This window comes from Candidatus Pseudomonas phytovorans, from assembly GCA_029202525.1.
Lineage (GTDB): Bacteria > Pseudomonadota > Gammaproteobacteria > Pseudomonadales > Pseudomonadaceae > Aquipseudomonas > Aquipseudomonas phytovorans.
This window is the reverse complement of sequence record CP119325.1, coordinates 6,070,222-6,093,241: the sequence shown is the minus strand read 5'-3', so window position 1 is coordinate 6,093,241 and position 23,020 is coordinate 6,070,222. Positions and strand designations below refer to the sequence as shown.

18 protein-coding genes are annotated in these 23,020 nt (G+C 64.4%); 8 read left to right on the top strand and 10 right to left on the bottom strand.

What is annotated here, in order from left to right:
* Window positions 1-2 precede the first annotated feature (2 nt).
* The 3 genes from P0Y58_26985 (at window position 3) to speA (ending at window position 3,203) form a co-directional block, all read left to right on the top strand.
* Window positions 3-539 (top strand): NUDIX hydrolase, encoded by a 537-nt coding sequence (locus tag P0Y58_26985; protein ID WEK30484.1) that lies wholly within the window; start codon window positions 3-5, stop codon window positions 537-539.
* A 227-nt stretch (window positions 540-766) separates the two neighbouring features.
* Window positions 767-1,138, top strand: a complete 372-nt coding sequence (locus P0Y58_26980) for a translation initiation factor Sui1 (protein WEK30483.1) — start codon at window positions 767-769, stop codon at window positions 1,136-1,138.
* A 151-nt stretch (window positions 1,139-1,289) separates the two neighbouring features.
* Window positions 1,290-3,203: an arginine decarboxylase gene (speA, locus tag P0Y58_26975; protein ID WEK30482.1), complete on the top strand. Its 1,914-nt coding sequence runs from the start codon at window positions 1,290-1,292 to the stop codon at window positions 3,201-3,203.
* A 57-nt stretch (window positions 3,204-3,260) separates the two neighbouring features.
* On the opposite strand, the gene P0Y58_26970 is transcribed toward speA, so the two are convergent.
* The gene (locus P0Y58_26970) at window positions 3,261-4,598 is read right to left on the bottom strand and encodes an MATE family efflux transporter (protein WEK30481.1); all 1,338 of its coding nucleotides are present in this window, start codon (window positions 4,596-4,598) and stop codon (window positions 3,261-3,263) included.
* Window positions 4,599-4,843: 245 nt separating this feature from the next.
* On the opposite strand from P0Y58_26970, the gene P0Y58_26965 reads away from it, so the two are divergent.
* Window positions 4,844-9,745: an alpha-2-macroglobulin gene (locus P0Y58_26965; GenBank protein WEK30480.1), complete on the top strand. Its 4,902-nt coding sequence runs from the start codon at window positions 4,844-4,846 to the stop codon at window positions 9,743-9,745.
* Window positions 9,746-9,904: 159 nt separating this feature from the next.
* Here the strand turns inward: P0Y58_26965 and P0Y58_26960 are convergent, their stop codons facing one another.
* Window positions 9,905-10,198, bottom strand: coding sequence for a hypothetical protein (locus P0Y58_26960; protein WEK30479.1), 294 nt, complete (start codon window positions 10,196-10,198; stop codon window positions 9,905-9,907).
* Between the two features lie 77 nt (window positions 10,199-10,275).
* Here P0Y58_26960 and pbpC point away from each other — a divergent pair, with 77 nt between their 5' ends.
* Together pbpC and P0Y58_26950 are read left to right on the top strand one after the other, a co-directional pair.
* Window positions 10,276-12,618 carry a peptidoglycan glycosyltransferase PbpC gene (gene pbpC / locus P0Y58_26955; GenBank protein WEK30478.1) on the top strand — a complete coding sequence of 781 codons (2,343 nt, stop codon included), beginning with the start codon at window positions 10,276-10,278 and terminating at the stop codon, window positions 12,616-12,618.
* Window positions 12,619-12,710: 92 nt separating this feature from the next.
* Window positions 12,711-14,375: a POTRA domain-containing protein gene (locus tag P0Y58_26950; GenBank protein WEK30477.1), complete on the top strand. Its 1,665-nt coding sequence runs from the start codon at window positions 12,711-12,713 to the stop codon at window positions 14,373-14,375.
* A gap of 40 nt (window positions 14,376-14,415) precedes the next feature.
* Here P0Y58_26950 and P0Y58_26945 read toward each other — a convergent pair whose 3' ends face one another.
* The 8 genes from P0Y58_26945 to P0Y58_26910 form a co-directional block, all read right to left on the bottom strand.
* Window positions 14,416-15,189, bottom strand: a complete 774-nt coding sequence (locus P0Y58_26945) for a response regulator transcription factor (protein WEK30476.1) — start codon at window positions 15,187-15,189, stop codon at window positions 14,416-14,418.
* A 119-nt stretch (window positions 15,190-15,308) separates the two neighbouring features.
* On the bottom strand, window positions 15,309-15,779 hold the full coding sequence (locus P0Y58_26940; protein ID WEK30475.1) for an A24 family peptidase: 471 nt from the start codon (window positions 15,777-15,779) through the stop codon (window positions 15,309-15,311).
* Window positions 15,780-16,107: 328 nt separating this feature from the next.
* Window positions 16,108-16,677 (bottom strand): DUF4136 domain-containing protein, encoded by a 570-nt coding sequence (locus P0Y58_26935; protein ID WEK30474.1) that lies wholly within the window; start codon window positions 16,675-16,677, stop codon window positions 16,108-16,110.
* 19 nt (window positions 16,678-16,696) lie between these two features.
* Window positions 16,697-17,326, bottom strand: coding sequence for a DUF4136 domain-containing protein (locus P0Y58_26930; protein WEK30473.1), 630 nt, complete (start codon window positions 17,324-17,326; stop codon window positions 16,697-16,699).
* Window positions 17,327-17,347: 21 nt separating this feature from the next.
* Entirely contained in the window at window positions 17,348-18,097 is a 750-nt protein-coding gene (locus P0Y58_26925) for a methyltransferase domain-containing protein (protein ID WEK30472.1), read from the bottom strand.
* Window positions 18,094-18,399 carry a MazG-like family protein gene (locus P0Y58_26920; GenBank protein ID WEK30471.1) on the bottom strand — a complete coding sequence of 102 codons (306 nt, stop codon included), beginning with the start codon at window positions 18,397-18,399 and terminating at the stop codon, window positions 18,094-18,096. The genes P0Y58_26925 and P0Y58_26920 overlap by 4 nt, the downstream gene beginning before the upstream one ends.
* A 64-nt stretch (window positions 18,400-18,463) precedes the next feature.
* Window positions 18,464-19,315: a MaoC/PaaZ C-terminal domain-containing protein gene (locus tag P0Y58_26915; protein ID WEK30470.1), complete on the bottom strand. Its 852-nt coding sequence runs from the start codon at window positions 19,313-19,315 to the stop codon at window positions 18,464-18,466.
* Window positions 19,316-19,317: 2 nt separating this feature from the next.
* Complete coding sequence (locus P0Y58_26910; protein WEK30469.1) at window positions 19,318-20,670, bottom strand: 3-oxoacyl-ACP reductase; 1,353 nt, start codon at window positions 20,668-20,670, stop codon at window positions 19,318-19,320.
* 119 nt (window positions 20,671-20,789) lie between these two features.
* Here P0Y58_26910 and P0Y58_26905 point away from each other — a divergent pair, with 119 nt between their 5' ends.
* Entirely contained in the window at window positions 20,790-22,067 is a 1,278-nt protein-coding gene (locus P0Y58_26905) for an acetyl-CoA C-acetyltransferase (GenBank protein WEK30468.1), read from the top strand.
* A gap of 83 nt (window positions 22,068-22,150) precedes the next feature.
* Window positions 22,151-22,930: a helix-turn-helix transcriptional regulator gene (locus tag P0Y58_26900; GenBank protein WEK30467.1), complete on the top strand. Its 780-nt coding sequence runs from the start codon at window positions 22,151-22,153 to the stop codon at window positions 22,928-22,930.
* Window positions 22,931-23,020 lie beyond the last annotated feature (90 nt).

The following is a 23,020-nucleotide window of genomic DNA, read 5'->3' as shown; positions in this document are numbered from 1 at the left end:
TAATGGCCATCAGCCCAAACGAGGCCGCCCACCGGGCGGCTTCCGACCGCGAACTGGTCAGCTGGGTGGACGAGGCCGACCAGGTGTTGGGGGCATTGCCCCGTGCCGAGTTGCGTGAGCGCGGCTTGATCGGCCGTTGCACATTCATTCTGCTGTTCAACAGTGCCGGTGAGTTGTGTGTGCATCGGCGGACCCTGAGCAAGGCGCTTTACCCAGGGTACTGGGATGTTGCAGCGGGGGGCATGGTGACGGCCGGCGAGGGGTATGCCGAATCGGCGGCGCGTGAACTGGCCGAGGAGCTGGGGATCGAAGGGGCTGAGTTACGCTTTCATGAGCGGTTCTATTTTGACCAGCCGAACAACCGGTTGTGGTGTGCGGTGTATTCGGCGGTGTCGGATGCGCCGCTGCGGTTGCAGCCAGAAGAGGTGATTGAGGCTCGGTTCATTGGTCTGGAGCAGGCTGAGCAGGAAAGTCTGAGCAAGCCTTACTGCCCGGACTCGTTGGCGGCATTGCAGCGCTACAAGGCTAGCCTGGGATGACGCTGGGGACCGCAAAGCGGTCCCAGTTCCCGGATAGTCGCAAAACATTCGCAAAATGCCGCAATCCTGTACTTAGCAACAGCCGGATTTATCGTTACACTGCGCGCCCTTTTCGGGCTGTCGCAAGATCTTGCGGCAGTAGCGCCGCCCCTGCCAGAGTGGGGCTTCGCGGTCGGCCTCAACCCCAAGGCACGACCAGTTTTTGTCCTCAGCACAGAGGAACAAAAGTGGCCAAGAAAGCTTCTTCCTTTTCCGCCCTTGGCGGTCTCGTTTACTCCACCGACGCCGGTCGGCACTGCCCCGACTGTGGCCAGCCGGCGGATGCCTGCATCTGCAAGCAGCAAATCATCCCCGAAGGCGACGGCATTGCCCGCGTGCGCCGTGAGAGCAAGGGCCGTGGCGGCAAGACTGTGACCACCGTCACCGGTGTGCCGCTGCCGCCCGACCAGCTCAAAGAGCTAGCGACCACGCTCAAGCGCCGCTGCGGTACCGGCGGTGCCCTGAAGGACGGGGTTATCGAGATCCAGGGCGACCATGTCGAGCTGTTGATCGGCGAGCTGAGCAAACAGGGTTTCAAGGCGAAAAAGTCCGGCGGCTGAGGCCACCGCGCGATTTTTTGCCCAGCGCTTTCTAAACTCGTTCCAGTGGTCAGGGTCTATGCCTGAGCACGGATGAATCGTCACTTTCAGCTTTTACACTCGTTCCGCTGCCTGCGGGGCAGTGTCTTCGACTTATCTATAGGGGACTTGAATGTCCGTACGACGCACACGCAAAGACGATGGTAGCCAATGGACCGTGGCCGACAGCCGCAGTGTTTATGGCATCCGCCATTGGGGCGCTGGTTATTTCGCCATCAATGAAGCCGGGCGCGTCGAAGTGCGCCCCAACGGCCCCGACAGCGCGCCGATCGACCTGTACGAACAGGTTGACGAACTGCGCCAGAGCGGCCTGTCGCTGCCCTTGCTGGTGCGCTTCCCCGACATTCTGCAGGACCGCGTACGCCAGCTGACCGGCGCGTTCGATGCCAACATCGCGCGCCTGGAGTACCAGAGCCAGTACACCGCGCTGTACCCGATCAAGGTCAACCAGCAGGAAGCGGTGGTGGAAAACATCATCGCCACGCAAAACGTTTCCATCGGCCTGGAGGCCGGCTCCAAACCCGAGCTGCTGGCAGTGCTGGCGCTGGCGCCGAAGGGCGGTACCATCGTCTGCAACGGCTACAAAGACCGTGAGTTCATTCGCCTGGCGCTGATGGGCCAGAAGCTTGGCCACAACGTGTTCATCGTCATCGAGAAAGAGTCGGAAGTGGCTCTGGTGATCGACGAGGCCGCCGAGCTCAAGGTGAAACCGCAGGTCGGCCTGCGCGTGCGTCTGTCGTCGCTGGCCTCCAGCAAGTGGGCCGATACCGGTGGCGAGAAGTCCAAGTTCGGGTTGTCTGCTGCCCAGTTGATCTCGGTGGTGCAGCGCTTCCGCGATGCCGGCCTGGATCAGGGCATCCGCCTGCTGCACTTCCACATGGGCTCGCAGATCGCCAACCTGGCCGACTACCAGCACGGTTTCAAAGAAGCCATCCGTTACTACGGCGAACTGCGTGCGCTGGGCCTGCCGGTCGACCATATCGACGTTGGCGGTGGCCTGGGCGTGGACTACGACGGCACCCACTCGCGCAATGCCAGCTCGATCAACTACGACATGGACGACTATGCCGGCGTGGTGGTGGGCATGCTCAAGGAGTTCTGCGACGCGCAGGGCCTGCCGCACCCGCACATCTTCTCCGAGAGTGGCCGCTCGCTGACCGCGCACCACGCCATGCTGGTGATCCAGGTCACCGACGTCGAGAAGCACAACGACGACGTACCGACCATCGAGAACAAGGAAGCCCTGCCCCAGACCGTACAGTGGCTGGCCGACCTGCTTGGCCCGACCGACATCGAGATGGTGACCGAGACCTACTGGCGCGCCACCCACTACATGGGTGACGTGGCCGCGCAGTACGCCGATGGCAAGATCAGCCTGAGCGAAAAGGCCTTGGCCGAACAGTGCTACTTTGCCGTGTGCCGCCGCCTGCACAACTCGCTGAAAGCCCGTCAGCGCTCGCACCGCCAGGTGCTAGACGAGCTGAACGACAAGCTGGCCGACAAGTACATCTGTAACTTCTCGGTGTTCCAGAGCCTGCCGGACACCTGGGCCATTGGCCAGGTGCTGCCGATCATTCCGCTGCACCGCCTGGACGAAGAGCCGCTGCGCCGCGCGGTACTGCAGGACCTGACCTGCGACTCCGACGGTAAGATCAACCAGTACGTCGACGAGCAGAGCATCGAGACCAGCATGCCGGTGCATGCGCTGAAGGACGGCGAGGACTACCTGCTGGGCGTGTTCCTGGTCGGTGCCTACCAGGAAATTCTGGGCGACATGCACAACCTGTTCGGTGACACCGACTCGGTGAACATCTACCAGAATGCCGATGGCAGCGTGTACCACGCCGGTATCGAGACCCACGACACCATCGAAGACATGCTGCGCTACGTGCACCTGTCGCCGGAGGAGTTGATGACCCACTACCGCGACAAGGTGGCCAGCGCCAAGATCACAGCGCGTGAGCGCACCCAGTACCTGGATGCCTTGCGCCTTGGGCTGACCCGGTCTTCGTACCTCTCGTCGTAATCGACGGGGCCGCTCCTGCAAAAGGCTTGGCAGCCTTGTGTGGGAGCGGCCCCCGCGTCACTGAAGCCAAAGCCCTTTTTGCTGCAACCGCCACCCCACCCACCCCAGCGTCACCGCCCGCAACCCCATGAACCCGAGAAACGCCAACCACAACCCATGGTTGCCGAGCCCGCTCATGCCCACCGCCACCGGAAGTGCAATCAGCACTGACACCAGCATCGCATTGCGCATCTCCCGCGCTCGCGTCGCACCGATGAACAACCCATCCAGCAAGTAGCTCCACACCGCAATCAACGGCAGCAACGCCAGGTACGGCAGATACGGGTAGGCCGCCGCTCGCACACTGTCGATGTCGGTCTGCAAGTCGATAAACAGATGCCCACCGAGCAGGAACAACCCGGCAAAACCCACGCTGGTGATCAGCGACCAGCCACAGGCCACCACCAGCGAGCGGCGCAGGGTTTCGCGGTCGCGGGCACCAATGGCGTGGCCGCACAGGGCCTCCACCGCATGCGCCAGTCCATCCAGCGCATAGGCTGTCAGCAGCAGGCCATTGAGCAGCAGGGCGTTGGCCGCCACAGTGGCTTCACCCAGGCGTGCGCCTTGCACGGTGATCAGCAGGAAGACCAATTGCAGCGCCAGGCTGCGCAGGAAAATATCGCGGTTAACCGCCAGCAGCGGCCGCCAGGCCTGCCAACGCTTGAGCGCAGCCCACACGACCTGCCCCGGGTAGACACGCAGGGCTGGGCGGGTGAGGGCCAGGCCTAGCAGGGCGGCACTCCATTCGGCAATCACCGACGCCCGTGCCGAACCCAGCACCCCCCAATCCAGTCCCAGGACGAACCACAGGTTCAATACGATGTTCAGCAGGTTGGTGGTCAGCAGGATCGCCAGTGGCGCCCGGGCGTTTTGTGTGCCGAGGAACCAGCCGACCAGCGCGTAACTGGCCAATGCCGCAGGCAGCCCGAGCAGGCGGGTATGGAAGAAGTCTTCGGTGGATTGCTGCAGAGCGGCACTGGGGTGCATCGCGTCCAGCGCCAGTTGGCTGAGCGGAATGGCCAGCAGGCCGATGAGCAAGGCGAAGCCAACTGCCAGCAGCAGTCCTTGCACCAGCACCTGGCGCAATGCCGCGCCATCGCCACGGCCGGCAGCCTGAGCGGCGAAGCCAGTGGAGCCCATGCGCAGAAAGCCCATCAGGCCGACCATGAAGGTGAACAGCGTGGCGCCCACGGCCACGGCACCCAACTGGTGGGCGTGGGGGAGGTGGCCGATGACCGTGCTGTCGACCAGGGCCACCAGGGGAACGGAGATATTGGACAGGATCATCGGCGCGGCCAGCGCCCAGACCTTGTGATGGGTGGGGCGGTGGCGCCAGTCGGTGGAGAGTTGGGACATTTGCATTCCATGGGACCCTGGGGCCGCTTCGCGCCCCTTCGCGGGCTTGCCCGCTCCCACAGGAGAATGTTGCTCTTTCGGCCGTCGCCGAACCTGTGGGAGCGGGCAAGCCCGCGAAGGGGCGCGAAGCGGCCCCTTTAACGAATGGCACAGTGTAACGGCCAGGCAACCAAATCGCGCGAACATGGTCTCAGCCAGCTATAGTTGCTGCCCTCAAGTACCCGCTGCCGAAGAGTTCCTACTCCATGTTCAACAAAGGATTGTTGCTGGCCTGCGCGCTGGCTTTGCTCAGTGCCTGTGACTCTTCCACGCCGGACAACCCGGCGCCGGCCGAGAAACCCGTGGCCACCGCGCCCGCCGAAGCCCCCGCGCCCAAGCGCGAAGACCCGACTGTGCTCGCCAAGCGCTACGAGGGCCGCGAGCTGACGGTGCTGGATGTTTCGGAGGTGCAACTCGATGGCGCGGCAACGCTGTCGATCAGCTTCTCGGCACCGCTGGATGCCAAGCAGGACTTCGCCACCAAGGTGCACCTGGTCGACACCGTAAAGGGTAAGCTCGACGGCGCCTGGGAACTCTCCGACAACCAGATGGAGCTGCGCCTGCGCCACCTGGAGCCGCAGCGCAAGCTGGTGCTGACCGTCGACAAAGGCCTGCTCGCGGTCAACGGCAAGCAACTGGACAGCGAGTCGATCACCCGCCTTGAAACCCGCGACATGCAGCCGACCATCGGCTTTGCCAGCCGCGGTTCGTTGCTGCCCACGCGCCTGGCCGAAGGCCTGCCGGTGATTGCCCTGAACGTCGACAAAGTCGATGTCGAATTCTTCCGCGTCAAGCCGGACATGCTCTCAAGCTTCCTGGCCAGCTGGGGGCGTAACAGCAGCTTGTACTATTACCAGTCCAAGGAAACGCTGGACATGGCCGAGCTGGTCTACAGTGGCCGCTTCGACCTCAACCCCGCCCGCAACACCCGCGAAACCGTGCTGCTGCCCATCGCCGGCATCAAGCCGCTGCAAGACCCGGGCGTGTACCTGGCGGTGATGCGCGCCTCAGGCACCTACGACTACTCGCAGCCTGCGACCCTGTTCACCCTCAGCGACATCGGTGTGTCGGCGCACCGTTACCGTGACCGCCTTGACGTGTTCGCGCAGGCGCTTGAAGGCGGCAAGGCGCTGAACGGCGTCAACCTCGAAATCCATGACGAGAAGGGCAAGCTGCTGGCCCAGGCCAGCACCGATGGCAAGGGCCACGCTCAGCTGCCGATCACGCCCAAGGCCGATACCCTGATCGCCACCCAAGGTGTGCACACCACCCTGCTGCGCCTGAACACCGCCGCCCTGGACCTGGCTGAATTCGACATCACCGGGCCCCAGGCCAACCCGCTGCAGTTTTTCATCTTCGGCCCGCGTGACCTGTACCGCCCGGGCGAAACCGTGTTGCTCAACGGGCTGCTGCGCGACCAGGACGGCAAGCCCGTCAAAGCCCAGCCGGTGAGCGTGGAAGTGCGTCGCCCGGATGAACAGGTGAGCCGCAAGTTCGTCTGGGAAGCCGATAGCAATGGCCTGTACCAGTACCAATTGCAGCTGGCCACCGAAGCCCCGACTGGCCGTTGGCAACTGCTGCTTGACCTGGGCGGCGGGCGCAAGCAGGTCTATGAATTCCTGGTTGAAGACTTCCTGCCCGAGCGCCTGGCGCTGGAGCTGAAGGGCAGCAGCACGCCGCTGTCGCCCGATGAGAATGCGCGCATCCAGGTCAATGGCCGTTACCTCTATGGCGCCCCGGCTGCCGGTAATCGTCTCAGTGGCCAGGCCTATGTGCGCCCCCTTCGCGAGGCGGTGCCTTCGCTGCCTGGCTACCAGTTCGGCTCGGTCACCGAAACCGAGTTGAACCAGGACCTGGAGCTGGACGAAGTTACCCTCGATCAGGCCGGCAAGGCGGTGGTCGACATCGAAAGCCGCTGGGCCGAAGCCCGCTCGCCGCTGCAACTGACCGTACAGGCTAGCCTGCAGGAATCCGGTGGCCGACCGATTACCCGGCGTCTGGAGCAACCGATCTGGCCAGCCGAGCGCCTGCCGGGCCTGCGTGGCCTGTTCGAGGGTGAGGAAACCGATAGCGATGGGCCGGTGGAATTCGAATTCCTGGTAGCCGACCGCGAGGGCACCAAGCTGGCGGCCAACGACCTCAAGGTGCGGTTGATTCGCGAGCGCCGCGACTACTACTGGAACTACTCGCAGAGCGACGGCTGGAGCTACGCCTACAACGAGAAATTCCTGACCCAGAGCGAAGAGACAATCAGCGTCAAGGCGGGCTCCACCGCCAAGCTGAGCTTCCAGGTTGAATGGGGCCCGTACCGCGTCGAGGTGGAAGACCCGCAAACCGGCCTGGTGTCCAGCGAGCGCTTCTGGGCTGGCTACCGCGCTCAGGACAACGCCGAAGGCGGTGCGGTGCGCCCGGACCAGGTCAAGCTGGCACTGGACAAACCTTCCTACGCCGACGGCGCCACGGCCAAGGTCACCGTTACCCCACCTGCCGCTGGCAGTGGCTACCTGATGATCGAGTCCAGCGATGGCCCGTTGTGGTGGCAGGAAATCGAGGTGCCCGCCGAGGGCAAGACCTTCGATGTGCAACTGGACAAAGCCTGGGCACGTCACGACCTGTACATCAGCGCCCTGGTGATCCGCCCGGGTGAGCGCAAGGCCAACGCCACGCCCAAGCGTTCAGTCGGCGTGCTGCACCTGCCGCTGGACCGCGCTGAGCGCAAGTTGGCGGTAAGCCTGCAGGCACCGGACAAGATGCGCCCGAAACAGCCGCTGACCGTGAAGGTGAAGGCCGCCAATGCGGATGGCAGCGTGCCCAAGCAGGTGCATGTGCTGTTGTCGGCAGTTGACGTGGGCATCCTCAACATCACCGATTTCAAAACCCCCGACCCGTTCGCCAGCCTGTTCGGGCGCAAGGCCTATGGTGCCGACCAACTGGACATCTACGGCCAGTTGATCGAAGCCGGGCAGGGCCGCCTGGCCAGCCTGGCGTTCGGTGGTGACGCGGCCATGGCCAAGGGTGGCAAACGCCCCAATACCACGGTCACCATCGTCGCCCAGCAGAGCCTGCCAGTGACCCTGGACGACAAGGGTGAGGGCCAGGCCACGGTCGATATCCCGGACTTCAACGGCGAGCTGCGGCTGATGGCCCAAGCCTGGACCGAAGAGCACTTCGGCATGGCCGAAGGTAAGACTGTGGTCGCCGCACCGCTGATTGCCGAGCTGTCGGCACCGCGTTTCCTGGCCGGCGGCGACCGCACCAGCCTGGCGCTGGACCTGGCCAACCTGTCGGGCCGCGCCCAGCAATTGAACGTTGAAATCACCACCGAAGGGCAGTTGAGCCTGGCGGCCAGCGCCGTGCAGAGCGTTGCCCTGGCTGAAGGCCAGCGCTCGACGCTGATGATCCCGGTGCAGGCCCAGGGTGGCCTGGGGCAGGGCAAGGTGAAGGTGCGTGTCACCGGCCTGGCGTTGCCGAACGAGCCAACCACCGCGTTCGAACGTGAGTGGACGCTGGGCGTGCGACCGGCCTACCCGGCAATGCTCAAGCATTACCGTGTGGCCTTGAAGGATCAGCCATGGACACTCCCTGAGGCAGACCTGGCCGCCTTCGAGCCCGCTGGCCTGGAGGCCAGCCTGGCCCTGTCGAGTCGGCCACCGTTGAACCTGGCCGAGCAGATCCGTGCGCTGGAGGCATACCCCTACGGTTGCCTGGAGCAGACCACCAGCGGTTTGTATCCGTCGCTGTACGCCGATGCCGACAGCCTCAAGCGCTTGGGCATCAAGGGCGAGCCGGCGGATGTGCGCAAGCGCAAGATCGAAATGGGTATCGAGCACCTGCTGGGCATGCAGCGCTACAACGGCAGCTTTGGCCTGTGGAGTTCGGACAGCGAAGAAGAATACTGGCTGACGGCTTACGTCACCGACTTCCTCCTGCGTGCCCGCGACCAAGGTTATGGCGTGCCGGCCGAAGCGCTGAAGAAGGCCAGCGAGCGCCTGTTGCGCTACCTGCAGGAGCGCAACCTGATCGAGGTCGACTACAGCGAAAACGCCGACCACACCCGCTTTGCCGTGCAGGCCTACGCGGCGTTGGTGCTGTCGCGCAGCCAGCAGGCGCCCTTGGGTGCGCTGCGTGGGCTGTTCGAGCGCCGTGCCGATGCCCGCTCCGGTTTGCCGTTGGTACAACTGGCAGTGGCGTTGGACAAGATGGGCGACAAGCCACGTGGCGAACAGGCCTTGCAGGCGGGCCTGGGCATCAGCCGCGGTAAAGGCTGGATGGCAGACTATGGCAGCGCCCTGCGTGACCAGGCGCTGATATTGGCGCTGCTGCAGGAGAGCAACCTGGCCAGCAGCCAGGTAGACCAGCGCCTTTTTGCCTTGTCGGATGAGCTGGCGGCCAACCGCTGGTTGTCGACTCAGGAGCGCAATGCGTTGTTCTTGGCCGGCCGTGGCTTGTTGGGTAAACCGGAAGCCAAGTGGCAGGCACGCCTGGACAGTGCTGGCGAGGTGCGCGAGTTCAACAATGCCGAGGCTGGCATGAAGCTGGAAGGTCCGCTACTGGCCTCGCCGCTGAGTGTGCAGAACGAAGGCAGCGAGACGCTGTACCAGCAACTGACCTTGTCGGGTTACCCACGCCAGGCACCTGCGGCCGGCGGTAACGGTATGCAGATTCGTCGTGAGTACCTGGGCATGAATGGCCAGCCGCTGGACCTGCACAACCTGCGCAGTGGCGACCTGGTGTTGGTGCACCTGGCGCTCAAGGCTGAAGACCGTGTGCCGGATGCGCTGGTAGTGGACCTGCTGCCGGCAGGCCTGGAACTGGAAAACCAGAACCTGGCCCAAAGCGCCGCCAGCCTGGACAACGCCAGCAGCGCAGTGAAGGAGTGGCGCGAATCGATGCAGAACGCCAGCGTGGTGCACCAGGAGTACCGTGATGACCGTTACGTTGCCGCGCTCAAACTCGACGGTTACGGCACCACGCACCTGTTGTACCTGGCACGGGCAGTGACCCCGGGCACCTACCGCGTGCCGCCGCCGCAGGTCGAGTCGATGTACCGGCCGAACCTGCAGGCAGTGGGTGATGGGCAAGGTGAAATGACCGTAAAAGCCCGCTAAAGCGGCGCGGTCTAATGTAGGAGCGGCCTTGTGTCGCGATCGGGCCGCGCAGCGGCCCCAGGTTTTCAGCTCCGCCGCTCGAATTGCTGGGGCCGCTGCGCGGCCCGATCGCGACACAAGGCCGCTCCTACAACAGACCGCGCAAAGCTGCTCCAGAATTCAGTGAATAACCCAGCTCATCACCCACAACCCCAGCACCAGCCAGATGATCCCGAGGATGATCGAGGCGCGCATGAACGCGCGGATTGCCGAGTACAGCAGCATCAGGCCGATAATCAAGGCCAGGATGCTGATCAGCGAGGTGTCCGTGCCCAGGGTGCGCGCCAGGCCGTCGATGAAATTGCCACCGGCATTGGCCAGCAGGTTGAACAGCCCGCTCAATGCGTCGACGATGAAGCGGATCACCGACCCCAGTGCCTGGCCCAGCCACTCGAAAAAACCTTCTACATGCATAGTTGCTTCCTGATGAACGAATTGGCGAGGTTGCCGTTTCCAAGCCTTTGGCCATCACCTGGCCAGGTCGGTTCCCGATGCCAAGCTTAGCGCGTGCGGGCCGGCTGTTGCGCGCCACGCTGATTGGCCTGCTGGTACTGTGCGGCTTGTTTTGGCTGGCCGACCGCCTGTGGCCGCTGCCGCTGCCGGGCGACGACCTGGCCAGGGTCGTGCTGGCCGAAGATGGCACGCCCTTGTGGCGCTTTGCCGATGCCGAGGGTGTGTGGCGCTACCCGGTCAGCCCGGACGAAGTGTCGCCGTTGTACCTGCAAGCCTTGCTGACCTACGAGGACCGCTGGTTCTACCGCCATCCCGGGGTCAACCCGTTGGCCCTGGCGCGCGCGGCCTGGCTGAACCTGCGGGGCGGGCGCGTGGTGTCGGGCGGCAGCACGCTGTCGATGCAGGTGGCACGGCTGCTAGACCCGCATGACCGCACCCTGGCTGGCAAACTGCGCCAGTTGTGGCGCACGGCGCAGCTGGAGTGGCACCTCTCCAAACGCGAGATCCTGCAAATCTATCTGAACCGCGCGCCCTTCGGCGGCACCTTGCAAGGCGTGGCTGCAGCCAGCTGGGCGTACCTGGGCAAGTCGCCCATGCACCTGACCCCGGCCGAGGCCGCGCTGCTGGCGGTGTTGCCCCAGGCACCCAGCCGGCTACGCCCGGATCGCCACCCGCAGCGTGCTCAGCGCGCACGCGACAAGGTGCTGCAGCGCCTGGCCGAATACCAGGTGTGGCCGGCACAGGAAATACGCGAGGCCGCCGAAGAGCCGCTGGTGCTGGCGCCACGCCAGGAGCCCGCCTTGGCGCCCTTGCTCGCCCGGCGCCTGAACAGCGCCGACAGCCCGCCACTGATCCGCACCACGCTCGATGCAGCGTTGCAGCGGCGCCTTGAAGACTTGCTGCTGGGTTGGCGCGCGCGGCTGCCAGAGCGCACCTCTGCCGCCATCCTCGTGGTCGAGGCGCAGACCATGGCGGTGCGTGCCTATCTGGGTTCGATCGAGCTGGCTGACGAGCGCCGCTTCGGGCATGTCGACATGGTGCGCTCGCTTCGCTCGCCCGGCTCCACCCTCAAGCCCTTCCTGTACGGCATGGCGCTGGACGATGGCCTGATCCATTCCGAATCGTTGTTGCAGGATGTGCCACGCCGTTATGGCGACTACCGCCCCGGCAACTTCTCCATGGGCTTCAGTGGGCCGGTGTCGGCCAGCGCGGCGCTGGCCCTGTCACTCAACCTGCCGGCAGTGCAGTTACTGGAGGCCTATGGCCCGAAACGCTTTGCCGCGCAACTGCGCATGGCGGGCATGCCGCTGGCATTGCCGCCCTTGGCCGAGCCCAACCTGTCGCTGATCCTGGGCGGTGCCGGCAGCCGCCTGGAAGACCTGGTGGGTGGCTACGCGGCGCTGGCGCGGGGTGGCAACAGTGCGCGGGTGCGCTTGCAGCCACAGGACCCGTTGCTGGAACGCCGGCTGCTGTCGCCGGGGGCGGCGTGGATCATCCGGCGCATCCTCAGCGGCCAGGCGCGCCCCGACCGGGACCCGCATGCCGAGCTGGTACAGCGCCCGCAACTGGCCTGGAAGACAGGCACCAGCTATGGCTTTCGCGATGCCTGGTCGATTGGCGTGGGCCCGCGTTACCTGATCGGCGTGTGGATCGGCCGCCCCGATGGCACCCCTGTGCCCGGGCAGTTCGGCCTGGCCTCGGCGGCGCCGTTGATGCTGCAGGTGCACGACCTGCTGAGCAACCGCGACAGCCAGCGCGGCATCAGCGTACCGGTTGAGCGGGTGCCGGCGAATGTCGGTGTGGCGGCGATCTGTTGGCCGCTGGGCCAACCGATGAGCAAACAGGACCCCAACTGCCGGCGCCAGCGTTTTGCCTGGACCCTGGACGGCACCACGCCACCGACGCTGCAAGCCGCCGATCAGCCGCTGGGCCTGGGCTTGCGCGAAAGCGTTTGGGTCAACGACCAAGGGCTGCGTGTAGATGGCAGTTGCCCAGGTGCCAAAGCCCGCGACATTGCCTTGTGGCCGGCCCCGTTGGAGCCTTGGCTACCCCGCGTCGAGCGGCGCGCGGCGCGGCTGCCGGCCATCGACCCGGCCTGCCCACCGCAGGTGCCGGCCAGCGCGCCGCCGCTGTCGATCGTCGGCGTGCGCCCGGGTGACAACCTGCGTCGACCGGCTACCAGCAGCGAACCGTTGCAGCTGTATGTGTCGGCCTTGGGCGGTGGCGGGCGGCGCTGGTGGTTCCTCAATGGCCAGCCATTGGGCGAAACCCAGGGGCAGGACAGCCTGCTGGTGCGCTTGCCGCAGGCCGGGCACGCCGAACTCAGCGCGCTGGATGAAAGCGGCGAGACGGCGCGGGTGGCGTTTCAGGTCAGCGAGTAGGTGTTCGACGCCAGCCCGGCCAGCACCTACGCTTGCAAGTGACGGGTGTGACCGGCTGGTGCCCCGCAACCCATGGGAACATGGAGCGCCCTATGCGTCCTCTGGCCGTGCCCCTGTTGTTGCTGCCTTGGGCGTTCGCGGCCCAGGCGGAGTCGTTGCCAGGGTTTCTCGACAGCCATGAGTACGAACGGCGCCTGCCCGACACTCACCTGCCGGTGGATACCTATCGGCCCCTCATCCCCAACCTGCGAATGCCCCGACCGGGCGCCGATAGCCCGGCCTGGGCGCCTGCGGATTTGCCAATGGTGTTGCACAAGGTGCGTTTCGAGGGCGGAACGGTGCTCCCCTTGAGCGACTTGCGCGAGCACTATCAGCCGCTGATCGGGCGCCACATCACGCTAGGCGAGTTGCAGCAGTACACCGAGCGCCTGACCAGGCGCTACCGGCAGGAGGGTTACCTGCTTTCCTATGCTTACCTGCCACCCCAGGATGTGGCCGATGGCCGGGTCAATGTGGTGCTGGTCGAAGGCTACATTCGGGATTATCGCGTGGAGGGCGATATCGGCCCGGCCAGTGACTATCTGCAGCAATTGCTGGTGCAGCTGAAAGCCGAGCGCCCGTTGACCCGGGAAACACTGGAGCGTTACCTGGGGCTCGCCAACCGCCTTCCGGGTGTTTCGATAGAGGCTGATTTGGCCGAGACGCAAAACGCTGACGGAGCAACCCGCTTGACGGTGCATGCGCGGCGCAAACCCTTCAGCGCCGCGGTTACCGTGGCGGATTCCAATCGCGACGATGTGCAGGCGCTGCTGACGGCAACCAGCAATGCCCAGACTCGTTTTGCCGAACAGTTCAAGGCCAGCCTGCTGGTGCCTGCGGGGGATGACCAGGTGCATTACCAGCGGCTGGACTACAGCCAATACCTGGACGCTGCGGGCAGCCAACTGCTGGTGTCGGCTTCGCGCTACCGCAGTGATCCGGGCACGCGTATTCGCCTGGACGATGGCCGTGACATTACCCGCGAGCGCGACAGTGAACGTTATGCGGTGGGCCTTCGCCAGCCAGTGGTTGTCAGGCCGAACGAATGGATGGCCGTGCAGGGGCATTTGTATGCGGTCAGCGAGCATATCGAAGACCAACCAGGCGGGCAGGCTTCACTACGCGATTATGACACCTCCGTGCGTGCGCTTTCCTTCGAGGGAGACTGGCGCAAGGTGGAAGGCAGCCGCCTGCGTATTGTCAGTGCCGGGGTCTATCAGGGGCTGGATTACCTGGGTGCACGCAGCGACGCCGACTACGACATGGACTTTCTGCGGTTCAGGTTGTCGGGGCTGCAAAGTAACCCGCTGTCAGCGCGTTTGCAGGGCGTAGTGTCGGGCGCGCTGTACTGGAGTGATGACCGGCTACCCGACAGCGAACGGGCGGGTTTTGGCGGGCAGAGCTTTGGGCGTGGCTATCCGCGAGACCAAGCGGATGGGGACAAGGGCTGGGGTGTGGCTTACGAGCTGAACTACAGCATGCGAGGCTACGGGCTGGCGCTGGTGCAGCCCTATGCTGCAGTGGATATGGCGCAGGCCTGGCATAACCGGGGGCCGGTGGACGATGCCCATCTGGCTTCGGCGGCACTGGGTGTACGGTTGGGGGATGGGCGTTTCTTCAACGTTGCGCTGGAGCTGGCGAAGCCTTTGGCGGATGTGGCTTTGGATAGCCTGGACCGTGGCGCCCGGCTGACCCTGAGTTTGGGTTTTCAACTGTAGGGGGCTGCGAAGCAGCCCCCGGCAATCTCGAAGCCACCCCTCAATGGGTAGTAAACCTCAGGTGCACCGGCGATGAGCTGGGCGTCAGCGCCAGTGCCAGCTGGGTGCGGTTGTGCATGTGGGTCAGGCGCAGCACCTGCGATACATACAACTTGACGGTGTTTTCGGTGATGCCCAGTTCACAGGCGATCTGGTAATTGGTCTTGCCCTTGCTCACCAGCCGCGCCACTTCCATTTGGCGTGGCGACAGCTTCTCGAAGGCCGCCGGCAGCTCGCTTTCGCTCTCTTCCACATCGCTTGCACGCCGGTGGGTCCCTTGGCCACGGGCTTTTTCCAGGTCCTGGTACAGCTCGTCCACCGAGTCGGCCAGCTCCTGTAAACGCTGGTTCAACCCGCCCAGGTCACGGAAGTTGCGCTGGCGCTCTTGCAGGGCCTGTTCCTGGCGGCGCACACCCTCCAGCAGTTCATCGAGGTTCATGGGCTTCTGGTAATAGTCTGCAAACCCTTCGCGCAGGGCCCGGATTACGTCCTGCTTATCGGCACGCCCGGTCAGCATGATGGCTTCGAACATACGTTTCCCGCCAATTTCCTTGAGCGCGCGGACCAGCTCGATGCCATCACGCTCAGGCATGTGCAGGTCGCAGATGATCAAGCCAATGGCCTCGTCGGCCAGGTAGCGCTGGATGGCCTCGTCGGTGGAATGGGCTGGCAGGCAGTGGTAGCCCTGGCCTTCGAGAAACTCACACAACTGTTCGACGATGACTGGTTGGTCATCGACCACCAATAGTTTCACTTCACTGAATGGTCTGGACACAAGCAACTCCCTGTTCGTATGCGGCCCTGCTCCCGGGCCAGACGCTCTGGCAGCTTAAAAATAGACGTACTTTGCGGATATGTACAAGTCATGTACAAGGTATGGGACCACTGGGGTGATTATTGGATCCATACCGCAGTTAGAAGAAAACCTGCTAACACATAGGGTACAAATGCCTGTTTGTCGCCCATTTCCTCGGTCAGCGCCTGCAATCGTTTCTTTACCTTGGGGTTGAGCAGGGTCCACAGGCGTCGCCGCGTGAGCAGCCAGACCACCACGCTGACACCGGCGCCAATGAACGTGCCGAGCACGTATTGCGGGCTGGTGGCCAGCGCCAGGGCGCCCATCAGCTTGACGTCGTCGGCACCGAAGCGGCCGAGCATGTAGCCGGGCAGGGTCAGCAGCATGACGATGGCCAGCGCCCATCCGGCATCGCTGGCATCGGCGCCGATCCAGCTGTGTCCGGTGGCGAACAGCCAGAGCAGGGCGCCGGCAGCGACGCCCAGGGTCAGCAGGTTGGATATCTGGCGTTGACGCACATCCTGTTCGGAGCACAAGGCAAGCCACAGCAGGAGAACAATGCTTTGCATTGGCAGGTCGCCTTTCCCAAATGTTGAACACATCTACCCGGTCAGTCAGGTTTCCTTAAGTGAAGATAGACGGGAACCGGCGGACGAGTGGTCGGGAAGGGGAAAAAGGCGTGGTCGAAATGGATTTTGTCGTTCCTGACACCCTTCAGTACAGATCTGCTGTGGGAGCAACTGTCTTGCGCAAAATTTAAAAAGCGTGCGCGATCCCTGTGGGAGCGGGCGTGCCCGCGAACACCGGCGCAGCCGGTGCCATGCACCGCGTTGGATTCTTCGCGGGCACGGCCGCTCCCACAGGGACCGCGGCACTGATGGAAAACCGCTTTAAAATTTACTTCTTGCTACCCGGCGGATAGTTGGCCAGCACCTTGGTCACGGTGTTTTGAATGGCGCTGTTGCGTTCCTCCGGGCTTGGCGGGTAGTTGTTCATGATCTGTTCGGCGCTGCCGCGCCACACCAGCTTGCCGTCACGCCCGTCGAACATGTCGACCTGAATGGTGGCGACCTTGTAGTCGACACTGCGGGTTTCGTTGTACATCGGGCCACCCCAGTAACCGCCCCAGTAACCACCCCAGCCACCGCCGTAGTTGGTGGTGATCTGTTGCTGGCGCTGCTCGACAATCAGGTATGCGCGCACGCCCAGGTCAGGCCGTGTGCCGGCCTGGGCAGGGCGTAGGCCGCGCTGGTCGAGCTGGTCCGCGACGGCTTGGCGGATGCGTTGTTCGGTGAGGTCGCTTTTGATGCGCGGGTCGTCCGGGCGGTACTGCAGGCCCGGCTCCTGCCACGCCCAGCTGCGATAGGCGGCAAAATCGCGGCTGGCATCGAAATCCTGCTGAACGTTATTGCTGGAGCAGGCGGCGAGCAATAACGCGAATGACAGTAGAACGAGACGGCGCAACATGATGATTCTCCGTTAAACGTTAACTGGGAGGATAGCCGCTCAGCGCCTTGTGCACAGAATCGCGCAGGGCGCTTTCGCGTTCACGCGGCGAGTCCTTGTCGCTGCCGCTTTCGGCGCTGGCGCTCCACACCGGCTGGCCGCTGCGGGCGTCGAACAGGTCGATGCGCACCACCATCACCTCCACCTCATAGGTGCGCACGATGGGCACGCTGGCATAGCCCCCGTACCCATTACGATAGCCGCCATAGCCAACACCACCGTAGGGGCCGTAGTAAGGGTCGTAGGTGTCGTAGTCACGCACCTGACGCAAGCGTTTTTCCAGGCGCATGTCGGCGCTGACCAGCAAATCGCCGGAAGCCCCTCGGGCAGGGCGCAGGCCATGCTGGTCGAGTGCGCCACTGACGGCATCGGCCAGTTGCGCCGGGTCGGCACTGGCCGAGCCGCTGGGCAGTTGGCCGTTGCGCCAGCTCCAGCTGCGGTAGCGCCCGTAATCCCGGGCCGGCGCCGGGTAGGCACTGGCGTCGAAGGTGGTCGCCGCCTGGGCAGGGGCCGGGGGCAGCGGGCGGCTGCTGGCCACATACGGGTTGCTGCCCTGGCAGGCAGCCAAGGCAAGCGGCAGCAGGGCCAGGCACAACAGACGGTACGGCATGTATTCCTCCCGGCGGGCGGGTTAACGGGGCCGGCAGACCCAGTGCAGATAGCGGCCAAGCCCGGCGAAGCCGGGGTGGCGGCGGTAGGCCAGTTCCATTTCCAGCAGGTCGAGCAGCTCGGCCTTGCCCTGGAACTCTTTGGGCATGTAATCGTGGAACACCCGCACGCCGCTCTCGCTTTCAACCTGCCACATAGGATCAAGTTGCGCCTTGAGCTCGCGTGGATCAAGCGGTTTCTGTGGGGTCAAACTCTGCTTTTCACCTTCTAGCCGGTTGCTGCGCAACTTGCGGAAGTGGCCTTTCAGAAGGTTGCGATAGACCAGCGCGTCGCGGTTGTAGAAAGCCAGTGACAGCCACCCGGAAGGGGCCGTGAGTTGGTGCAGCACGGGCAGGATGCTTTCGGGTTCTGCCAGCCATTCGAGCACGGCATGGCATAGCACCAGGTCATAGGGCTCGGTCAGCTGGCCGAGCAGGTCTTGCCAGGGCGCCTGGATGAACGTGGCGGTCTGGCCTGCCTCGGCAAAGCGCGCGCGGGCGCCGTCGAGCATGGGCGCGGCGGGTTCGGCCAGGGTCAGGTGATGGCCACGCTGGGCCAGCCACAAGGCCATGTGGCCCAAACCGGCGCCGATGTCGAGGATGCGCAGCGGGCGATCGGGCAGCGCCTCGGCCAGGTCGGCCTGCAGCACGGCCAGGCGGATTGCGCCCTTGGCGCCGCCGTAGATCTTCTCGGCAAAGCGGGTGGCCAGTTCATCGAAGTGACGGTCGTTCATCGGGCGAAGCGCCTCTCGCTGTCGGCCAGCTTGGCCCGTACCACCTGGTCCATGTCCAGGCCCAGCTCGCTGCACAGCAGCAACAGGTAGAGCACCACATCACCGACTTCCTGGCCGGCGTGGGCCAGTTTGTCGGCAGGCAGCTGGCGCGATTGGTCTTCGCTCAGCCACTGGAAGATTTCCACCAGCTCGGCCATTTCGACGCTGGCGGCCATGGCCAGGTTTTTCGGGCTGTGGAAGCCGCGCCAGTCGTTGTTGTCGCGGATCTGGTGCAGGCGTTGGGTGAGTTCTTGCAGGTTCATCGGGGGTCTCCTAATGCTGCATAGCTTCTGCCCAGGCCCGATGCAAAGCAAGCGTATACCGCTGCTACACGGGAGCCCAACGACCGACCATATGCAGCACCCCCCCATGCCCATCCAGTCGCAACGCACCTTCGGGCCCTGTATCACTGGCACTGAGTACCACCTCCGACGGCAATCGCACCGGCTTGCGGAACTCCACCTCGAAGGCATAGCCGCTGTGTGGCAAGTGCCCACGCAGCGCCGCCAGGGCCATGGCCTTGCTCCACATGCCGTGGGCAATGGCTGTGGGGAAGCCGAACAGCCGCGCACTGGCGGCACTGAGGTGGATAGGGTTGTAGTCCCCGCACACCTTGGCATAACGCCGGCCGATATCGCTGTCGGCGTACCAGCGGGTGGCCTCGGGCAATGGTTCCGGTTCAGCGTCGGCAGGCTCGCCTGCTTCGCTCTCCAGCTTCAGGCCGCGCACCAGCATGCGGCTGGTTTCGCGCCAGAGCAGGCCAATGCCGTCTTCTGCCTCGGTAACCAGGTCTAAGGTACCGCCTTTGGCATGCGGCTGCAGGTTGTGTGCGTACACCGCAAAGCGTAACCCTTCGATACCGCCAAGCGGGCGCAGCACCTCGATGCGGTTGTACAAGTGCACCAGGCCTAAAAGGGGAAAAGGGAAGCCTGGGGCGGTCATCAACTGCAACTGCAGCGTGAATGCCATGACGTGGGGGTAAGTGCCCGGCAGGCGGCCATCTTCGGTGAAATGGCAAAGCCGTCGATAGGCTGCCAGGTTGCCCGCCTGAACCGGGATGAAGCAGCGCAGGCCATCATCTGGCAAGCGGTCGCCGCTGATCGTGCGCTTGCTGGCTGCACGCAGGTACAGGCTTGCGCGGGTAGCCGGGCTTTGCAGGTCGTGCCAGTGTCGGCTCATGTTCAGGCTCCCATCAAGGCCTGGCCGCACACGCGCAGCACCTGGCCGTTGACTGCCCCGGAGCCAGGCTGGCTGAGCCAGGCGATGGCCTCGGCAACGTCCTGCGGGCGGCCGCCCTGGCCCAGCGAGCTCAAGCGCCGCCCGGCTTCGCGCAGGCCCATGGGCATGGCTGCGGTCATGTGGGTTTCGATGAAACCGGGGGCTACAGCGTTGATACTGCCGCCGTGCTCGGCGAGCCGGGGCGCCCAGGCTTGGGCCAGGCCGATCAGCCCGGCTTTGCTCGCGGCATAGTTGGCCTGCCCGCGGTTGCCGGCGATGCCACTGACCGAGGCCAGCAGGGTAATGCGCGCGTTTTCGCCCAGTGCGCCGTTGTCATACAGCGCCTGGGTCAGTAGTTGCGGTGCCTTGAGGTTGACCGCCATGACCGCGTCCCAGTATTCGGGGGTCATGTTGGCCAAGGTCTTGTCGCGGGTGATGCCGGCGTTGTGCACCACGATGTCGATGCCGTCGGGCAGGGCCGCGAGCAGTTGCGTTGCCGCGTCGCTGGCGCAAATATCCAGTGGCAGGGCCTTGCCTCCCAGGCGTGCAGCGAGGGCGTCGAGGTCCTGGCTGGCCTGCGGCACATCGAGCAGCAGCACATCGGCGCCGTCCCGCGCCAGGGTTTCGGCAATGGCGGCGCCGATGCCGCGTGCCGCACCTGTGACCAAGGCGCGGCGGCCACCCAGCGGGCGGGTCCAGTCGCTCACCTGGCTGGTGCAGGCTTCAAGGCGCAGTCCCTGGCCGGAAATGAAGGCACTCTTGGGCGAGAGAAAGAAGCGCAAGGCGCCTTCCAGCTGATCTTCGGCGCCGGGCGCGACATATAGCAGCTGGGCGGTCGCACCATTGCGCAGCTCCTTGGCCAGTGAGCGGGTGAAGCCTTCGAGGGCCCGTTGGGCAACGCTGGCCAACGGGTTGTCGAGGCTTTCTGGTGCGCGCCCCAGCACCACGACGTGGGCGCACGGGGCCAGGCTACGCAGCAGTGGCTGGAAAAATTCGCGCAACTGCTTCAGCGCATCGCTGTCGGACAGATGACTGGCATCGAATACCACCGCTTTGATTTTCGGCCCCAGGCCGGCCACCCAGGCTTCGGCCTGCAGGTTGTCGGCGTTGAAGCTGTAAAGCGCGTCGGTCAGGCGCGGGGCGATGGCTTCGACCTGACCTGCCAGTGGCCCACCACCCAGTACCAGGGCCCCTTCCACCGGGCGCAGGCGGCCGGCCTGCCAGCGCTCCAGCGGCGCCGGGCTTGGCAGGCCGAGGGCATCCACGAGGCGGCGGCCGAGGTTGGAGTTGGCAAAACCGAGGTAGCGATCGCTCATGAGTGGGTCTCCGCAAAAGGCAAGCTTGAAAGTGTGGACCAACTTTGTGGCAAGGTCGTTCGAATGCGGTAAAAACACCTAGGCTGTACCGTTCAAATTGTTTCAGGAGGAACAAGCACATGCGTTCACTTCGCCGGGTCGCGATCCTGGGCAGCAACCGAATTCCCTTTGCCCGTTCCAATGGCAGTTATGCCACGGCCAGTAACCAGGCGATGCTCACCGTCGCCCTTGAAGGCTTGATCGAGCGATATCGCCTGCATGGGTTGCGGTTGGGGGAGGTGGTGGCTGGTGCTGTGCTCAAGCATTCCCGGGACATGAACCTGACCCGTGAGTGTGTGTTGGGTTCGCGCCTGTCGCCGCAGACCCCGGCGTATGACATCCAGCAAGCCTGCGGCACCGGGCTTGAGGCTGCGCTGCTGGTGGCCAACAAGATTGCCCTGGGGCAGATCGACTGCGGTATTGCCGGCGGGGTGGATACCACTTCCGATGCACCGATTGCCGTCAACGAAGGCCTGCGCCACATCCTGCTGCAGGCCAATCGAGGCAAAAGCCTGGGCGAGCGGCTCAAGCCGTTCCTCAAGCTGCGGCCTCACCACCTTAAACCCGAACTGCCACGCAATGGCGAACCCCGCACGGGGTTGTCGATGGGCGAGCATTGCGAGCGCATGGCCCAGGCCTGGCGCATTGGTCGCGCAGAGCAGGACGAGCTGGCGCTGCTCAGCCACCAGAAGCTGGCCGCCGCGTATGCCGAGGGTTGGCACGATGACCTGCTGACGCCGTTTCTGTCGCTGACACGGGATAACAACCTGCGCCCGGACCTGACCCTTGAGCAGTTGGCCAGGCTAAAGCCCGCTTTCGACCGCAGTGGCCAAGGCACGCTGACGGCGGGTAATTCCACGCCGCTGACTGACGGGGCTTCGGTGGTATTGCTGGGTACTGAGCAATGGGCTGCGCAGCAGGGGCTTCAGGTGCTGGCTTACCTGGTCGATGGCGAAACCGCTGCCGTGGATTTCGTCACGGGTAGGGAAGGGCTGTTGATGGCGCCGGTGTATGCCGTGCCACGCTTGCTGGCGCGTAATGGCCTGACCCTTCAGGACTTCGACTACTACGAGATTCACGAAGCGTTTGCCGCCCAGGTGCTGTGCACGCTCAAAGCCTGGGAAGATGCCGACTATTGCCGCGAGCGGTTGGGGCTGGAGGCGCCGCTCGGGGCAATTGACCGCAGCAAGCTCAACGTCAAAGGCAGCTCGCTGGCGGCCGGGCACCCGTTTGCGGCTACCGGCGGGCGGATATTGGCCAACCTGGCGAAGCTGCTGGCCACGGCGGGGAAGGGGCGTGGGCTGATTTCGATCTGCGCGGCTGGGGGGCAAGGGGTGACTGTAATCGTTGAACGATAACGCCGCACCCACACCGGACCTGCGCCTGACTTGAACATAAGTCAGCTGTTAGGCTTGTCTGCTCAGAACTACAAGAAACCGCCATGCCGATCATCGGACATCCCCGCGCCATTCCGGCGCTGGACCACTTGCCCAGGCCCCTCTATGCCCGCGCCGAAAGCCTCGGGGCCGGCTCGTGGACCACCCGCCACCAGCACGACTGGGTGCAGTTTTCCTACGCCATCAGCGGTGTGCTTGGCGTGTACACGCGCGACGGCAGTTACTTTGCTCCGCCCCAGTGGGGTGTGTGGATCCCTGCCGATGCCGAGCACGAAGTGGTCACCTCGATGCGGGCCGAAATGCGCAGCCTGTATGTGCGCCGCGACGCCTGCCCGTGGGCGCCGACGCAATGCCGGGTGCTGGAAGTGACGCCACTGGCGCGTGAGCTGATCAAGCAGTTCTGCCTGTTGCCGGCGGATTACCCGGAGGGCGACAGCGCCGAGGCGCGCCTGGTGGCCGTGCTGCTCGACCAGTTGCGCACCTTGCCCGAAGTCGGCTTTTCGCTGCCGCTCCCACGCCACCCAGGGTTGCTGGCGCTGTGCAACGGTTTGATCGCCGCACCGGACCAACCACAGACTTTGCAGCAGTGGGCGCGGGAACTGGGGTGTTCGGAGAAGACGCTGATGCGGTTGTTCCAGCGCGAGACGGGGTTGAGCTTTCGTAACTGGCGACAGCGCATGCGATTGCTGTCGTCACTGGCGTTGCTGGAAGCTGGGGAGAATGTGACAGAAGCGGCGTTGGGGTGTGGGTATGACTCAACTTCCGCCTACATTGCGGCGTTCAAGCAGTTGTTTGGGGCTACTCCGGGGGAGCTGAAGTTTTAGTGGTGGGTTGCCTGTTCCGGCCTCTTCGCGGCGGTTCGACGCCTCGATGAATCCGCTCCCACAGGTACAGCGCAATTTTCAAGGGCAGCG

Bases quoted from the DNA above. Each gene is read 5' to 3' on its own strand.
- P0Y58_26985 (WEK30484.1), top strand. From the start codon at position 3: ATGGCCATCAGCCCAAACGAGGCCGCCCACCGGGCGGCTTCCGACCGC.
- speA (WEK30482.1), top strand. From the start codon at position 1,290: ATGTCCGTACGACGCACACGCAAAGACGATGGTAGCCAATGGACCGTG.
- P0Y58_26970 (WEK30481.1), bottom strand. From the start codon at position 4,598: ATGTCCCAACTCTCCACCGACTGGCGCCACCGCCCCACCCATCACAAG.
- P0Y58_26965 (WEK30480.1), top strand. From the start codon at position 4,844: ATGTTCAACAAAGGATTGTTGCTGGCCTGCGCGCTGGCTTTGCTCAGT.
- P0Y58_26960 (WEK30479.1), bottom strand. From the start codon at position 10,198: ATGCATGTAGAAGGTTTTTTCGAGTGGCTGGGCCAGGCACTGGGGTCG.
- pbpC (WEK30478.1), top strand. From the start codon at position 10,276: ATGCCAAGCTTAGCGCGTGCGGGCCGGCTGTTGCGCGCCACGCTGATT.
- P0Y58_26950 (WEK30477.1), top strand. From the start codon at position 12,711: ATGCGTCCTCTGGCCGTGCCCCTGTTGTTGCTGCCTTGGGCGTTCGCG.
- P0Y58_26940 (WEK30475.1), bottom strand. From the start codon at position 15,779: ATGCAAAGCATTGTTCTCCTGCTGTGGCTTGCCTTGTGCTCCGAACAG.
- P0Y58_26935 (WEK30474.1), bottom strand. From the start codon at position 16,677: ATGTTGCGCCGTCTCGTTCTACTGTCATTCGCGTTATTGCTCGCCGCC.
- P0Y58_26930 (WEK30473.1), bottom strand. From the start codon at position 17,326: ATGCCGTACCGTCTGTTGTGCCTGGCCCTGCTGCCGCTTGCCTTGGCT.
- P0Y58_26925 (WEK30472.1), bottom strand. From the start codon at position 18,097: ATGAACGACCGTCACTTCGATGAACTGGCCACCCGCTTTGCCGAGAAG.
- P0Y58_26920 (WEK30471.1), bottom strand. From the start codon at position 18,399: ATGAACCTGCAAGAACTCACCCAACGCCTGCACCAGATCCGCGACAAC.
- P0Y58_26915 (WEK30470.1), bottom strand. From the start codon at position 19,315: ATGAGCCGACACTGGCACGACCTGCAAAGCCCGGCTACCCGCGCAAGC.
- P0Y58_26910 (WEK30469.1), bottom strand. From the start codon at position 20,670: ATGAGCGATCGCTACCTCGGTTTTGCCAACTCCAACCTCGGCCGCCGC.
- P0Y58_26905 (WEK30468.1), top strand. From the start codon at position 20,790: ATGCGTTCACTTCGCCGGGTCGCGATCCTGGGCAGCAACCGAATTCCC.
- P0Y58_26900 (WEK30467.1), top strand. From the start codon at position 22,151: ATGCCGATCATCGGACATCCCCGCGCCATTCCGGCGCTGGACCACTTG.